Source organism: Nocardia sp. NPDC058058 (assembly GCF_042885355.1).
Taxonomy (GTDB): Bacteria; Actinomycetota; Actinomycetes; order Mycobacteriales; family Mycobacteriaceae; genus Nocardia.
The window spans coordinates 2,048,650-2,064,448 of sequence record NZ_JBHVSA010000001.1; the positions used below are offsets into that span (position 1 = coordinate 2,048,650).

At 69.0% G+C, this 15,799-nt stretch carries 9 protein-coding genes; 4 read left to right on the plus strand and 5 right to left on the minus strand.

Going from position 1 to position 15,799, the window contains the following annotated elements; all coding sequences use genetic code 11:
* Positions 1–109: 109 nt before the first annotated feature.
* Positions 110–1,504, minus strand: coding sequence for a hypothetical protein (locus ACFVUS_RS09380; RefSeq protein ID WP_387763041.1), 1,395 nt, complete (start codon positions 1,502–1,504; stop codon positions 110–112).
* A gap of 236 nt (positions 1,505–1,740) precedes the next feature.
* On the opposite strand from ACFVUS_RS09380, the gene ACFVUS_RS09385 reads away from it, so the two are divergent.
* Complete coding sequence (locus tag ACFVUS_RS09385) at positions 1,741–4,428, plus strand: AAA family ATPase (protein ID WP_387763043.1); 2,688 nt, start codon at positions 1,741–1,743, stop codon at positions 4,426–4,428.
* A 683-nt stretch (positions 4,429–5,111) separates the two neighbouring features.
* Here ACFVUS_RS09385 and ACFVUS_RS09390 read toward each other — a convergent pair.
* The 3 genes from ACFVUS_RS09390 to ACFVUS_RS09400 all read right to left on the minus strand — a co-directional run bounded on the left by ACFVUS_RS09390 (position 5,112) and on the right by ACFVUS_RS09400 (position 9,549).
* Entirely contained in the window at positions 5,112–6,053 is a 942-nt protein-coding gene (locus ACFVUS_RS09390) for a response regulator transcription factor (protein WP_387763046.1), read from the minus strand.
* 91 nt (positions 6,054–6,144) lie between these two features.
* The gene (locus ACFVUS_RS09395) at positions 6,145–9,183 is read right to left on the minus strand and encodes an AAA family ATPase (protein ID WP_387763049.1); all 3,039 of its coding nucleotides are present in this window, start codon (positions 9,181–9,183) and stop codon (positions 6,145–6,147) included.
* 39 nt (positions 9,184–9,222) lie between these two features.
* On the minus strand, positions 9,223–9,549 hold the full coding sequence (locus tag ACFVUS_RS09400) for a hypothetical protein (protein ID WP_387763052.1): 327 nt from the start codon (positions 9,547–9,549) through the stop codon (positions 9,223–9,225).
* Between the two features lie 261 nt (positions 9,550–9,810).
* On the opposite strand from ACFVUS_RS09400, the gene ACFVUS_RS09405 reads away from it, so the two are divergent.
* The gene (locus ACFVUS_RS09405) at positions 9,811–10,608 is read left to right on the plus strand and encodes a hypothetical protein (RefSeq protein ID WP_387763055.1); all 798 of its coding nucleotides are present in this window, start codon (positions 9,811–9,813) and stop codon (positions 10,606–10,608) included.
* Positions 10,609–10,745: 137 nt separating this feature from the next.
* Entirely contained in the window at positions 10,746–12,824 is a 2,079-nt protein-coding gene (locus tag ACFVUS_RS09410; protein ID WP_387763058.1) for an alkyl/aryl-sulfatase, read from the plus strand.
* Between the two features lie 81 nt (positions 12,825–12,905).
* Here ACFVUS_RS09410 and ACFVUS_RS09415 read toward each other — a convergent pair whose 3' ends face one another.
* Positions 12,906–14,249 (minus strand): hypothetical protein, encoded by a 1,344-nt coding sequence (locus ACFVUS_RS09415; protein WP_387763060.1) that lies wholly within the window; start codon positions 14,247–14,249, stop codon positions 12,906–12,908.
* Between the two features lie 458 nt (positions 14,250–14,707).
* On the opposite strand from ACFVUS_RS09415, the gene ACFVUS_RS09420 reads away from it, so the two are divergent.
* Entirely contained in the window at positions 14,708–15,763 is a 1,056-nt protein-coding gene (locus ACFVUS_RS09420; RefSeq protein WP_387763063.1) for an alpha/beta hydrolase, read from the plus strand.
* The last annotated feature ends 36 nt before the right edge of the window (positions 15,764–15,799 follow it).

Here is a 15,799-nt window from a genome sequence, read left to right on the forward strand (position 1 = left end):
CGCACCGCGACGCCTACCACTCGATCCGATACAGGCCACGGAAATCGGCGACTGGCAGGCGCCGGCGGGCACGCCGGGCGGGTGCGAATCCGGCGTGTCTGTGACCGGGTCAGCCGATCGCCGCGTACGACAGCGGCTTTCCGTATTTGGCGTTGACCTCGGTTCCGGCCAGGTCGAAGCGTTCACCGCGCAGCACGTGCACCGCATCGGCCCCGTCACCGAGCGCGGTGATGCCCCCGGCCACCTCGAGCCGCCCCAGCGTGCCCTCGATCTCGACCGCGGGCACCCGCGCGCCCTCGCTCACCACCTGCCCGCCGATATCGACGGTGTCGATGGCCCCGCCGGGTTTGATGCTCAATGCCACGGCCTCGAGTTCGGTCTGGACGCCCTCCACCAGGCTCAGCGCCCGCCCGCCGTGCGTGTGCAGATCGCCGGTGATGCTCAGGCGCAACAGTTTCCGGGTGACCTGGAAGCCGACCGCGCCATCACCGTAGGTGGTGATGCCCGCGAAACGGGCGTGCCCGACGCTGCCCGCGTACAGGTTGAAACCGCGCGCCCCCGCACCCCGGGTGACGATGGGGGCGCGTACCTCGAGTTCCTCGATATCGCCGAAGTTCACGAATCCGATCCCGCTCGGACCGAATGAGCACACCGGCGACTGCGCGATCCAGCGCACCACCGAACCCCAGTTGTCGAGCACCATATCGTTGGGCCCGTGGGTGGTGACGGATCCTTCGTTGACCACCAACCCGATATGCGCGCCGCCGAGTACGAATACCCCGCCGCTGATGAGATCGGCTGTGCCGGGCGCGATTCCGCCGTCGCTGTGGATCTCGCCGGTGGTCAGGGACGAGATATGCACGCGCCCGCCGGTGTCATCGGCGTGGAACCCGCCGACCATGACGCCGCTGCCGCGCACCGGTGCGGCCGCCGTGCCCGCCGCGATCGCGCGCAGCCGCGCGGTGAGCACCACGGCCGGATCGTCCTGGCGGTTCCACACCGTGACCGCGCCCTGCCGGGCGCTGACCCCGTATCCGGCGGGGAGCACCGTCCGGGCCCGGGTGTCGGCGGCGACCACGCTCAGCCCGTTGATATCGATATGCCCGGCCCGGACCGCGCCCGCGGCCTCCAGCAGCACCTGGCCGTGAGTGCTCACCTCGTGCAGTACCAGCACCCCGAAATCGGCGACGGCGCAATCGTTCCGGATCGCGATCTCATGTTCGGGGGTGCGGACGGTGACATCGCGCAGCTCATTGTCCGCGGTGAGAATGAGCCCACCGGAGGTGAATTCGAGTTCCCCGCCGCACAGCGTCACCCCCGGTGGCAGCCGGAACGAGGGCAATCCGTACAGCGCGCCCGCGACGCGGATGGTCCGCGCGCCGGATTCGAGCGCCGCGGTCAACTCGCCCGCGGTGCCGACGATGCAGCTGTCCGGGAGCACGGACCCCGGCCCGGTGGGCGCGTCGCCGTGCGCGGATTCTCGTTCCAGACTGATATCGGTCACCGAAACCCCTCTTTCGGATGCGTCGCCGCCGCACACCGCGACCGCTGTATCGATATCGAAGGTAGGTGGCGGCATAGGCCCCGGCATCGGTCGTCGAATAGGTAACCCACCCCTGGGGCAATCACCTGGCAACTCAGCGGGCGGCGCTATCCTGATCTCACGTCAGCCCGTTGACCAGGCATAACCCATTCGAGGCCAGTATTCGGAGGAAGCGGCGATGACCCAGGAAGCAACTGTTGCCCGGCACCGGTGAGGGTCTGCTCGGCCGCGCTGCCGAGCAGACCGCGCTGACTCGGGCGATCGACGCCGCGCGTGCCGGACACGGCTCGGTACTGGTGCTGTGGGGCGATCCGGGGATCGGCAAAACCACCCTGCTGGACTACGCCGCCGAACGCGCCACCGGCTTCCAGGTGTTGCGCTGCCGGGGCACCCGGGCCGAGTCCATGCTCGCGTACGCGGCGCTGCACGAATTGCTGTGGCCGATTCTCGATCGCATCGCCGCGCTGCCCGAATCCCAGGCGGACGCGCTGCGCGGTGCGCTCGGGCTGGCGGATCAATCGCGTGATCCGTTCCTGGTCGGCGTGGCGGTGCTGACGCTGCTCTCCGATCTCGCCGAGGAACAGCCGGTACTGGTCGTCTCCGATGACACCCAGTGGCTGGACGCCGCCTCGAAGGACTGTCTGACCTTCCTGGCCGATCGGGTGCCCGGCGAATCCATTCTGATGCTGGGCACCACGCATCAGCGGCCGGTGCCCAATGGCCGGGACTGGCTGCGAGGACTGCATGTCACCGAACTCGGGCAGGATGACGCGCGCCGCCTGGTCACCGCGCACCGCCCGGAACTGCCCGCGGCCCAGATCGATCGGGTGCTCGAGTACGCCGGCGGCAATCCGCTTGCCCTGCGCGAACTTCCGGACGCCATGAGTCCGCGGCCCGGGGAACCGGCCACGGCAGAACAGCCCGCCGCCGGGTATTCCGTTGCGGGCGGCACGGATCCGAGCGAACCGGTGGCGGTGGGTCCGCGACTGCGGCGGGCCTTCGACTGCCGGGTGGCAGCGCTGCCCGCCCCGGTGCGGACCGCGCTGCTGGTGGCCGCCGCGGGCGATGGGGCCGACGCACAGGCCGTACGCGCCGCCGGCGCGGAACTGGGGTTGGACGATCCGGTGTGGCGGCAGGCCGAGCGGACCGGGCTGTTGCGGTCCGATGGTGGGCGAATCCTGCTGCGGCACCCGCTGATTCGCGCGGTCGTGTACGACCGGGCGGGGGCGGCCGAACGCCGGGCCGTGCACCGGGCGCTGGCCGCGGAATCCACCGGATTGACCGCGGACCGGCGCGCCTGGCACGCGGCCACCGCGACCGACACCCCCGACGAGCACGTCGCGGAGGCGTTGCAGGAGACCGCGTCCCGGGCCTGGGTGCGCGGGGCTCCGGAGGCCGCGGCCCGGGCGCTGTTGCGCGCGGCGGAGTTGTCCCCGGATCCCGAGCGCGCGGGTGAGCGACTCGCCTTGGCGGCGCGGGCCGAATGGGATTGCGGCCATGTGGATTCCGCGCGCACCCTGCTGCGCGAGGCCGAGGCGGTGGCGGGTCACGCGCCGGTGGCGCGCTGTAGCGGCGGGCTGGAGGGCATGATCGAACTGGGACAGGGCGATCCACGCCGCGCCATGGAGTTGTTCGAACGGGACGCGGCGGTGGCCGGACCCTATGTGGAACCGGAACTGCGGCATCTGGCCCGGCGCGCGGCCTGGTCGGCCGGACTCGGCGATCCCGATACCGATCACGATCGCATGGTCATCGAGGCGCTGGCCGCGGGCGTGGATCTGCGGGGCTGGTGGCGGCTGCCGCCCGCGGTGCAGGCCAACGCGCTCGGTGCGACCGAACCGGCATGGGAGCTGTTCCGCCAGGTCTCGCAGCACGTCCGCATCTCCGGAAATATGACCGGGCTGGTGACCACGCTCAATTCCCTTGCCATGCTCGAACTTTCACTCGGACGCTGGGATGATGCCGCCGAAAACGCCGCCAGCGCGCTATATCTGGCCGAACAGCAGGGGCAGCAGAATCCCATCGCGCGGGCGCTGCTCACCGTGGGATGGCTGGCGGCGGTGCGCGGTGAGCACGCCGACGCCGGCGCGGCCAGTGCGCGCGCACTCGCGCTGAGCCGTCCGCGCCGGGTGCCCGCGCTCACCGCCGCCGGATACTGGAATCTGGGGCTGGACGCGCTCGGTGACGGAAATCCGGAGTCCGCCTTCGGATTTCTGGCCGCGGTGCTGGATCCCGATGATGACGAGGCCCACCATCCCACGATCGCGGTGCTGGCCGCGCCCGATGCCGTCGAGGCGGCCATCCGGCTGGGGCGGGGCGAGGCGGCGGCCATCTTCACCGGGGTGCTGGCCGAATGGGCCGAGCGGACCGAGGCGGCGTGGGCGGTGGCGGCGACGGCACTGTGCCGGGCGCTGGCGGCGGACGGTGAGCGAGCCGAGACGCTGTTCCGGGAAGCGCTCGCCATGCCGGGGGCCGCGCAGCGGCCGTTCCAGCAGGCGCGCACGCAGCTGCTGTACGGCGAATGGCTGCGCCGGGCCCGGCGGCGTTCCGATGCCCGGGCGCAATTCGCTTCCGCGCTCGAAGTTTTCGAACGGTTGCGGGCGGTGCCGTGGATCGCGCGCACCCGGGCGGAATCGGCGCTGGCGGGCGAGCGGCAGGATGACGCGCCCGCGGCGTCCTCGCACACGCTGCTCACCCCGCAGGAGTTGCGGGTCGCCCGGCTGGCGGCCAAGGGGCTGACCAATCGGGATATCGCCGCGCAGTTGTTCATCAGTCCGCGCACGGTCGGTCATCATCTGTCGCATATTTTCCCGAAACTCGACATCACGAGCCGGGAAGAACTGTCCGGCATCGATTTCGAGCACGATGTCCGGGCCACCGGCTGAGTTGGATCCACCGCGGTATCGGCGGGGATATCGGTCATCGATAGGGCCGCCGTATCCGGTGGCGTCGACGCTGTGGCGGATATTTCTGAAGTAATACTTCGAATCCGGGCGTGAAAACCATTTCATTTGTTCGCGAAATTGCGCCGAATATGGCTCCCACCAGTCATTTTCACTATGTTTTCGGTCATTTCGGAGCACTCCTTCGGCATTTTGATCAGCGACGTGGCATCCCTATGTTCGAACACGTCAAGCACACCGAAATATGAAGGAGTTCCACACATGGGTTCGCTCTCGATGGGTTCGCTCGCTGGCGTCACGCTGCTGGGTTCTGCCGCACTGAATCTGGCGAACGTGCTGACCAGCATTCCCGCCAACATCATTTCGATGTTCCCGCACTGATCCAGTGCGCCTAGGCCCGCACCACGCAGGAGGTGCGGATGCCGTTTCCGGATAGGTGAGAGAGAGCGAGGTGCGCGATGCCGCTATTCCGACATCGACCACGGTCGATCGGCCGCGCGCGCCACGTTCTCCGCCAGCTGGTGACGGCAGCGATCGCGGCCCTATGGCTCGCGTTCATCGCCGGTGCGCTGCTCGCGCTCGGTTCGCTCGCTCCGGGAGGCGATGCGAATTCCGAGCCGGGCGGCGCACCGGCGTTTCGCGTTTCCATATCGGAATACGCTGTGTCAGCAGGGCTCTCGCAATACGTAGCCGATCCCGCGCACGGTGTGAATGAGTTTGGGCGCATCGGCCGCCGCCAGTTTCCGGCGCAGCGAGCCCAACACGACGTCGATGGTATTGGTGTCGGTGGCGAAGTCGAAGCCCCACACCTGACGCAGCAGCGCCCGCCGCGTCTGTACCTCACCCGCCGCCCCCGCCAATTGATCGAGCAGATCGAATTCGCGTCTGGTGAGCCGAACCTCACGCCCGTACACCGTCACCAGGCGGCCCGTGCGATCCAGCAGCAGCGGCCCGACGACGGTCCGCGTGCGCGGCGCGCGGGGCAACGACTGCGAACGCCGCAGCAGCGCACCCAGCCGGGCCACCAGCTCGGCCATCGCGAACGGTTTCATCAGATAGTCATCGGCCCCGCTGTTGAGCGCGATCACGCGGTCCCGCAGCGAGGTACGCGCACCGACCACACAGATGGGCAGCACGCTCCCGGCGGCCCGCAATGCGGTCACCAGATCGGCCCCGCCCCCGGGCAGCTCCGCGTCCAGCACGAGCGCGTCCGGCGGCCGCTCCACCCCGCGCGCCACCGACCGCACATCCGGCACCGCCCGCACCGCGTACCCGGCAAGCCGCAACCCACGCTCGAGTTCGACCCGCAAAGCCCGGTCCGCACTACCGATCAGCACACAATTGGCCGCCGCCACCTCCCCCACCGGCTCGAGCACCGCCCCTCCTGGACCGCGCGCCGCCCCGGACGATTCCAGCGGCGCATGCGCGGGCTCGAGCACCGCCCCACCCGACCTACGCACCGCCCCTGACGATTCCAGCGCCGGGCGCCCGGAGTCGTGCGCGCTGCCGGCGGGGTCGACGTCCGGCCGGGCGGATCCGCGTTCCGCTGTCGGGGGTTTCGGGTTCGGGGTGGTGACGGCGAGCGATTCGCCTCGGTCGGCGATCATGTACGGGACTTCCTGTCTACGGGCGGGCCGGATGCACGCCGCGGTTTCGGCTGCGGGGGAACATATTTCGTATGAGCGCGTAGGTGGCTCGTCAGTCGAGCGGGGGTGCCGGGCGGTCGTCGTCACCGTCATCCGGTGTGCGAGGACGCGTTTCGGCATCCGGTGGGGAGCCCAGCTCGGGGGTGCGGGCCAGTTCGGCGCGGCAGGTCAGCCCGAGTTTGCCGAAGACGCGGGACAGGTGATGGCCGACGGTGCGGGGGCTGATGTACAGGCGCGCGGCGATATCGCGGTTGGTGGCCCCGGTCGCCGCCAGGCGCGCGACCCGCAGCTCCTGCGGGGTGAGGATCTCGCAGTCGCCCGTTCCGGGTTGCAGGTATGAGCGGGTGTCGACCAGATCGGATTCCTGCCGGGCGCGCGCCGCCCAGGGGTGTGCGCCGAGTCGATCGAAAGCCGTTGCGGCGGCGTCGAGTTGCTCGCGCGCGGCGGCGCGACGGCGGGTGCGGCGCAGCCATTCGCCGTAGAGCAGCCGGACGCGCGCGCGTTGGAAGGGTTGTTCGCTCGCTTCGGCGGCGGTCAGCGCCCGCTCGAACTCCGTTGCGGCGGTGGCGTCGTCACCGAGCAGGGCCCGACCGCAGGCGAGCGCGGCGACCGCCCACGGTGCGCCGCTGTCCGCCACCCGGTCCGCGAGCACGGTCAGGAATTGCGCTGCGACGCTGGGCCTGCCGAGCCGGATCGCCGCCTCGATGGCGTCCGGGGCGGCGAGGGCGGCGAGGGTCGGGTGACACATTTCGTCGTGCGGGTCGAGCAGCGGAGTCAGCCGCGCCAGGGCGATATCGGGTTCACCCGCGCCCAGTGCGACCAGCCCCAGTGCGAGATGCGCGCCCGCGATGAGCACCGGCATCCGGCGCGGCCGGGACAGTTCCAGCGAACGCTCACACAGCCGCACCGTGCCGTCCTGATCACCGCGCATGGCGGCGTGCAGCGCGAGCGTATTCAAGCTGAGCACGGTCGAATTGGTGAAGCCGTGGGGTTCGGCGATGAACAGCGCCTCGGTCGCCTCGGCCACGGCGTCCTCGCACTGGCCCAGTGCCAGTCGCACGGTGGCCGACTGCGCGAGCATCAGTGCCTGCCAAGGCAATTCGGCACGCTCCCGCGCCGCCTTGGCGGCCTGCCGATAGCATTCGAGCGCGGGAGTGGCCAGTCCCGCGCTGATCGCCAGGGTTCCGGGCGGCAATTGCCACGGTTCGGCCGCGCTATCGGTGAAAGCGGTTCCCGGATCCCACCTGTGGCCCGCGACCCACGCGATCCGCTGCACCGAGACGCGCAGCTCGGCCTCCGCGCCGGGATCCACGGACACCATATCGAGCGCCAGTTTCTCATTGGCGCAGTCCATTTCGCCGTTCCCGAAAGCCAGCAATCCCGCGAGTCCCGCACTCTCGCGCGCGACCACCGCACTGTCGCCGGCGCACTCGGCGCGGGTCAGGAAGTCCCGGGCGGCATCGATATCGCCGCCGGTCCACGCCGCGCGGGCGGCCCGGGCCAATCGAACCGCCGCCCCCGCGGCATCCGGTGACAGCATGGCCGCCCGATGCAGCAGATCCGCTGCGGCCAAACGCCGTTCCCCGCACGCAGCGGTGGCCGCGGCATCGGTGAGTTCCCGGGCGAGCTCTTCATCCGGCCCCGGCGCGGCCGCCGCCAGCTGCCGATACCGCAGCTCCGGCTCATCGCCCTCGGCCAGGACATCGGCGAGTGCCGCATGCGCCGCCCGCCGTTGCGCGGGCTTCGCCGATGCGTAGACGACACCGCGAATCATCGCTCCGAACAGCCGAATACGCCCATCAGCCACCACAACCAGGTTCGATTCGAGCGCCTCCAGCCATCCCCGATCGGTAACACCCGCCGCAGTCGCCGCCGACCGCACCACCGAAACCTGCCCGTCCCCCGCCGCCGCGGCCAACAACACAACGGTGCGTGCCTCATCGCCGAGATCACCGATCGTCTCGGCGAACGCGGCGCACAGCCGCGGACCCACCGGATACGGATCGCCACACCGTTCCGAAGCCCGAAATACACTGGGCCACACCGTGGATCGCGCCACTCCGGCATGGTCGGCGACGCCGAACACCCCACCGGACACATCATCGACGCCGCGCACCCCTGCGACGCTCCGTGATCCGGTGATTCCCTGCGGTCCGGGCGAGTTCCCCGAGTTGGCAGCGGTGCGCGGCAGTGGATCACACCACGGCGCACCGGTGTATGCGCTCGAACGCCGGGCAGGTTGTGCGCGGTCGTCGAGCGTGGCGGTTTCACTCAGTGCCAAGGGATTTCCCTCGGCCATGTCCAGCAGACGCTGGGTGGCGGAAGCACTCAGCGAGGGATTACGAGATGCGATGAGGGCACGCGCGTCAGCCTCGCCGAGGCCGAGGATGTGGTGCGACGGCAGCGCTTGCAAGCCGCCGCCGACCGGGTCCGAGCGGGTGCCGACCAACAGCACCAGCCCGGTCTCGCTCGCCCGGCGCGCCACGAACGCGAGGCAGGCGCTGGTGGCGGCATCGAATCGATGCGCGTCATCCGCGAGAATCAGCACCGGCTGCTCGGCCGCGAGGTCGCCGAGCAGCGCGAGCACCGCCGTGCACACGGTGAGGCGATCACCGGCGGGCGGTCCGAGCCTCAGCAGTCCGCGCAGCGCGGCGGCGGCCCCGGCGGGCAAGCGCGGAATACGCGCGGCGAGCGGCCAGATCAATTCGTGCAGCGCCGCATACGGCACCGACGAATCCTGCGATGCGCCATGACATCCCAGCACGTGGAAGTCGCTCGCGCGGCAAGCCGCCGCCCGCATCAGCGTGGATTTTCCGATTCCGGGCGCGCCCCACAGCACCAGGGCCGAGCCCCGGCCCGCCCGGGCGCTGTCCAGCAGTCGGCCCAACTCGGCCGACTCCGAGTCACGGCCACGACAACCTTGCGCGTCGATGATGCTCCTCCTGTCCGAACATGCGCTGTCGAGCCCTACCGGCCCACGACGCCGAATGGTCAACGGGCAAACGGTCATCGGAACGATCCGCCCGGCCGCGCGAAACAGCCTGCCGTCGAACATGACTCGACCCGGGTGTCCCGAAACATGCTCGGGCATCGGGCCACCTGCTCCGAACCTCTGCGGCGAGTGGACCGATCAGGGGATGAAATGGATCTCCGGGCCAAGGAACGGGCGCAGCGGTGTCGGCGTGATGATCACCGCGGGCAGCATTCGGCCGGCGGAGCCGGTATGGATTACCGGCCCGGCGAAGGGGCGCAATGGTGTCGGCTCGACCCACGCCACCGCTTGGCCCGGCGCGGCGCCATCGACGGCGGAGGCGGGTGGGACCGGCCAGGTGCCGCCCGGTGCGGCGGCGGTGGCCAGGCCCGCGCCGAGGGGTGCGAACGCGGCCAGCAGGATGCCGAGCAGCAGGGTGCGGGCGGATCGGCGGCGGTGTCGGTCGGCAGCGGCCGGCAACCTCATCAGTGAACCTCCAGTGAATTCGATTCGGGTACCGCTCCACTGTCTTCGGGGCCGCCGGTCGGCGCATCGGTCATCGCATCGGTATGCGGCTGTGCAACTGCGCGTTCCACTCCCGCCGCCATTCCGGTCGCACGGATGTCGGTGCAGGTGAAGCCGTGAATTGCCGATTCGATGACCGATGTTGGGCGAGCCCGCGCCGCCTAACCTCGGACCGCGACCGACGCGCACGACGCGTCGGCATACGCGGAGAGGACTCGGCACATGATCGGCACCGCCACCGGAATCGGGCAGCAGTCAGCAGCACCCGCGGTTGCTTCCTGGTTACCACCGAGCGACAGCGGGCAGCGGCCGCGCGGCGCCTGGGTGACCGGTAGTTTCCGGGCCGCGCACCAGGCCACCCGATTGAGCGTGTCCGCACTGTTCGATGGCAATCTGCACGAGGTGACCGCGTGCTTCTCCAGCGCTCGCGACTGGCAGACCGAGCACGATGCCGATACCGGCTGTCAGGTGTTCTCCGTGCGAATCCATCTGCCCTCGGGTGCGGCGGATCTGATCACCCACACCGTTCCGGGATTCCGGGCACAGCCGACGAACGAGCCGATGGAGCCGGTCGTACTGGTCCCGCTCGCATCGCCGCGGACCGCACCGAGCGGCTATACCGGCCTGCGCTATCACTCGACCCATGCCTTCGGCCTGATCGACGGCAATGGCCGCACCCACTGGGCGCGCCTGGAGTGGCGGCCGGTGTACGCGCGCAAGCCGCTGCCCTATGCCCAGGCTCGCGCCCTGCCGCACAACTATCTGACACAGGGTCTGGCCACGGTGCTCCCGGCACGATTCAACCTGTGCGCCATGCTCGCCAAACCCGGCGACGATGTCCATAACCCCGCCGCGGTCTGGGCGGAAACGGGGTTGCGCCGTCTGCTCGGCACGCTCGCGGTGCATCGGACCCGGGAAAGCCCCTGTCCGCAGCCGGATTTCGACGCGCTGCGGCTGCCCCCGGGCATCGCACCGCCACGCGATCTGCTGATCCGGCGGCGAGCCGCGCGGCCCCACTGATTCCGCGACCGATGCGGCCCCGGCCGCGGTCACCGATTCTCGAGGCGTGACCGACTGCGGGCGAATGGTCGGCTGTCCACGCGCCCGCACTCACGACCCAAGTGTTCGCATCGAGTGTGGAGCCAGGAGAGCATTTCATGACCGAAAGACAGCACAATCGGGACGACGACGCGCGAAATGACGAGCGGGACAAAGGATTCGCACTGTCGCGGCGGGGCATGTTCGGGTTCGGGGCGGCATTGGTAGCGGCCGGTGCGGGTATCGCCGCCTGCGATTCCCGGTCCGGTGATACCGCGCTGGAGGCCGAGGCGGTCACCAGGACCGCGTCCGAGCCGAGCCCGGACATCACCCGCCAGCAGCAGGTGCAGGCACGGTCGCTGCCCTTCGGCGACACCGCGGATTTCGCCGCGACCGATCGCGGCTTCATCGCCGCCATGAAGCCCGATGCGGTGCGCGATGAGCACGGCAATGTGGTGTGGGACAACGATTCCTACGCCTTCGTCAGCGGAAAGTGCCCCAATTCGGTGCATCCCAGCCTGTGGCGGCAGTCGCAGCTGACCGTGAAACAGGGCCTCTACGAGGTGACCCCCGGCATCTATCAGGTGCGCGGTCTGGACCTGTCCAATATGACGCTCATCGAGGGCCGCACCGGCGTGATCGTCATCGATCCACTGGTCTCGACCCAGACCGCGAAGGCCGCGCTGGAGCTGTACCGCGCACACCGCGGCAACCGCCCGGTGACCGGCATGATCTACACCCATTCGCACGCGGACCATTTCGGCGGGGCGATGGGTGTGACCAGCGCCGAGGACGTCGCCGCCGGCCGCTGCCCGATCCTGGCGCCCACCGGTTTCCTGGAACACGCGGTCTCGGAGAACATCTACGCGGGCACCGCAATGGCCCGGCGGTCGGCCTACATGTACGGCGCGGCGCTACCGCGCGGCGATCACGGCCAGGTCGGCGCGGGACTGGGTATGACGGTCTCCACCGGAACCATCAGCCTCATTCCGCCGACGGTGGATATCACCCACACCGGTCAGCAGGAGATCATCGACGGGGTGCCCATCGTCTTCCAGCTCACCCCGGGCACCGAGGCCCCGTCGGAGATGAACTTCTATTTCCCGGACCATCGCGCACTCTGTATGGCGGAGAACGCGACTCATACGCTGCACAACATTCTCACCCTGCGCGGTGCGGTGGTGCGCGATCCCCTCATCTGGTCCAAATATCTCACCGAGACGGTGAATCTGTTCGGGGACAAGACCGATGTCGCGTTCGCCTCGCATCACTGGCCGACCTGGGGCGGCGAGGAGATCGTGGAATGGCTTGCGCTACAGCGTGACAGCTACGCCTACCTGCACGATCAGACGCTGCGCCTGCTCAATCAGGGCTACACCGGCATCGAGATCGCCGAGGTGATGCGGCTACCGCCCGCACTCGGCGAAAAGTGGTACAACCAAGGCTATTACGGCACCATCAGCCACGATGTCAAAGCCATCTACCAGCGCTATATGGGCTGGTTCGACGGCAACCCCGCACATCTGTGGGAGCATCCCCCGGTCGAGGGCGGCAAACTGCACGTGGCGGCCATCGGCGGCGCGGATCAGGTGCTCTCGCACGCCCGCAAGGCTTTCGACGCCGGTGACTACCGCTGGACGGTGCAGCTGCTGAACTACCTCATCTTCGCCGAACCGGATAACCGGAGCGCGAAGATGTTGCAGGCCAGTGCGTTCGAACAGCTCGGCTACGGCGCCGAGAACGGCACCTGGCGCAATTTCTACCTCTCCGGCGCGTACGAATTGCGCAATGGCAATTTCGGCACCCCGACCAAGGCCAATTCGCCCTCCCTGGTCGCGGCCATGACCGTCGACCAGACCTTCGACGTCATCGCGGCGAGTATCGACGGACCGCGGGCCTGGAGCGCCCGGCTCACCGCCGATTGGGTGATCACCGATGAAAAGCGCACGCACCGAATCGAATTGCGCAACGGGGTACTGGTGCACTACGACCTGGTGCCCGGTCGACAGGTGCGGGTGCCGGACGCGACCTTCACCCTGACCCGGCCCACCCTGATCGCGGTGCTCACCGGGGCCGAGGAGATGAGCGCGGCGGTGACGGCCGGGAAGGTCGCCGTATCCGGCGATCCGGGCACGCTGACCCGGCTCACCGGACTGCTGGACAAACCCGATCCGGATTTCGCCATCGTGACACCTTGATCCGGCCGGGACACCTCGATCCGGCGTATCGCGCCGACCGGCGTCCTCCGGCCGGCGCGGTCCCGGACGGACCGGCAGTGGTTATCCGGCAATGTGATTCACGTGCGGCACGCTGGGCGGGCGGCGCGGTACGGGTACCAGGCGCAACTCCCGGCCGCGGTGCGCGGTGATCGCCACATCGTCCAGGTCCAGCACCCGCACACCCTGGACGCAGACCGCGTCCGCTCCCGCGCCGAAGGCGAACACACCACCGGCGACCCGGGCCGGGCCGAGCTCACCGCCGATCTCGACCGCGGGACTCGCGGTGCCGTGGCTGGCGATTCGCCCGCGCACATCCAGATTCCGCACCCGGCCACCGCGTTGGATGCGCAGACCGGTCGCGGGTGCGTCCGCGGGCGACTCACGATCGCCGTAGGTGCACAGATCCTCCGCGATATGCAGTCTGCCGATCGAATTCGATACCCGCACACCGATCGCACCCGCACCGAAGGTCGTCACACTGCGCAGCGCGGCGCGCGCGATATTGCCGCGCAGATCGGCCCCGTGCCCGTCCCGGCCGTAGGTGACCAGCGGGCCGAGCAGGGCGAGGGTGCCGATCCGGCCGATATTGCGAATCCCGACCGCCTCCCGCCCGGAGGCCGTAATCGACCGCATGGCAACGCATCTGGTGATCGCGCCGAGATTGCAGAGCCCGACCTGACGTGTGCCGTAGCAGACCAGCGGCCCGGTGATGACGAGATCACCGACGTATCCGCCCGGCTGCACCAGCACGCCCACCTCGACCACCGCACCGCAGGGCGCGGGGGACGCACCGCCGATGTGCACCTCGTCGACGGACAGTTCGTCGATCCAGATCTTGCCGCCGTCACCGTCACCGTCATAGCGGCCGCCGACCACCACACCGCAGCCCTGCACCGGTGTGCGGCTGTTACCCACCCGGAGCCCGCACAGTCGCGCGGTCAGTGCCGCATCCGGATCCAATTGCCGGTTCACCACCGTGATCGCGCCCTGGCGCGGGCCGCCGCCGCCCGCCGGATGACGCGCTCGGACACCGAGATTCGCGGATTCGACGTAGAGGCCGTCGATATCGATATGCCCGGCGCGCGTCATCCCGTCGGCGCGCAGGTGCACCCGACCGCGGGTCCGCACGCCCCGCAGGGTGAGTGTGCCGAGATCGGGTTCGGCGCCGTCATTGGTGATCGCGGTGGCGCTGTCGGGCACCGTGATCGCGATATCGGCGACCGTATTGTCGCGAGTCAGGCGCAGGCCGCCGCCTTCGAGTGCTCCGCCGCGCAGGCTCACGCCCGGCGGCAGCGTCACCATCTCCGTACTTCGCACCGTGCCCCTGATTCGAATATCGGTGTTACCCGCCGCGAGTGCGGCCATCAGTTCGGCGGATGTGGTCACGCTCGTCGCTTGTTTCACTACCGAATCCCTTTCGGACAGACCTCCGGCGGCCGGAAGAATTCCGAACCGCCGGAGGCACCCACGGGCGATATGGGTTGATGGGTTGTCAATTCAGTTGTGCTCGGTGTCCGCGCACCGAGTGATTAAGCGCTGCCCGGGAAATGCAGAAAAATCCCCGGTGTCGCGGAACCGCTACCGCCGCCCGAGCTACCGCCACTCAGCAGGCTGAAGGGATTGAGAAAGCTGGAAAGTCCGCTCACTGAATTCTTCCTTTCCGAGAGGTATCGCCTTGCGGCGGGTTGATCCGTCCGGATCGACCGACGACGACGTTAGGGAGCCGGGCTACCTGCGTGGATCCGTCATCGCATCGGTCATCGGAAGCGGCGCGGGGTGACCTATCCGGTGACCTATATGGGCGCCGAGCCATTTCCATACTGTTCGTTCCGCCACGGAATCAGCAGTAGGAGGAGATCGCCATGCCCCGGTTCTTTCGCTCCACGCTCACCTGTACGGCGGTCGCCGTCACCGCTATCGCGGCCTCGGGTTTCTGGGCCGCACCCGCATTCGCCGATCCGGGTGATCCGGTGATATCGAGCGGACATCTGCTCGCGAATCCCAATTCCGATGATGGGTCCAGCATCACCGGTGTCACGGTGACCGGTGATCGAACGTTGCGACTTCAGGTGTTCTCGGCGGCAATGCAGAAGAATGTCGAAGTCGATGTGCAGCGCCCCGCCGATCCCTCGCAACCGGCGCCCGCGCTCTATCTGCTCAACGGGGGCGGCGGCGGTGAGGATCAGCTGTCCTGGACCCAGCAGACCGACGCACTGAACTTCATGGCCGATAAGCAGGTCAATGTGATCCTGCCGGTCGGCGGCCGGTTCAGCTACTACACCGATTGGCGCGCACCGGATCCCGTGCTCGGGGTCAACGAGTGGAAGACCTTCTTCACCGCGGAACTGCCACCGCTGATCGATGCGGGATTGGGCACCACCGGCGCGAATGCCATTGCGGGCCTGTCGACTTCGGGAACCTCGGTGCTCCAGCTGGCCATCGCCAAGCCGGGCCTGTTCCGCTCGGTCGCCGCCTACAGCGGTTGCGCCCAGATCAGCGATCCCATCGGCCACGCCTTCGTCAATCTGTCGGTCGATGTCTGGGGCGGCGGCGACACCTTCAATATGTATGGGCCACAGAGCGATCCGATGTGGGCGGCGAATGATCCGTACCTCCACGCCGATGCCCTGCGCGGCACCAACCTGTTCGTCTCGAGCGGCACCGGCGTTCCCGGACAGTACGACTTCCCCGGCGCACCGCACTCCGAGGGCAGCATGGCGAACCAACTGATCCTCGGCGGCGGTATCGAAGCCGCCGTGAACTGGTGCACCCACAACCTCGCCGATCGCCTCCAACAACTCTCCATTCCGGCGACTTTCGACTTCCAGCCGACCGGAACCCACTCCTGGGGGTACTGGCAGGACGCACTGCGCAACTCCTGGCCGGTGCTCGCCGCGGGTCTGGGCGTTCCCGCGTGAAGGCGATCGGCCACCGGTTCAAGATGAAACCGACCG

Bases quoted from the DNA above. Each gene is read 5' to 3' on its own strand.
- ACFVUS_RS09390 (WP_387763046.1), bottom strand. From the start codon at position 6,053: ATGATCGCCGACCGAGGCGAATCGCTCGCCGTCACCACCCCGAACCCG.
- ACFVUS_RS09395 (WP_387763049.1), bottom strand. From the start codon at position 9,183: ATGCCCGAGCATGTTTCGGGACACCCGGGTCGAGTCATGTTCGACGGC.
- ACFVUS_RS09400 (WP_387763052.1), bottom strand. From the start codon at position 9,549: ATGAGGTTGCCGGCCGCTGCCGACCGACACCGCCGCCGATCCGCCCGC.
- ACFVUS_RS09405 (WP_387763055.1), top strand. From the start codon at position 9,811: ATGATCGGCACCGCCACCGGAATCGGGCAGCAGTCAGCAGCACCCGCG.
- ACFVUS_RS09410 (WP_387763058.1), top strand. From the start codon at position 10,746: ATGACCGAAAGACAGCACAATCGGGACGACGACGCGCGAAATGACGAG.
- ACFVUS_RS09420 (WP_387763063.1), top strand. From the start codon at position 14,708: ATGCCCCGGTTCTTTCGCTCCACGCTCACCTGTACGGCGGTCGCCGTC.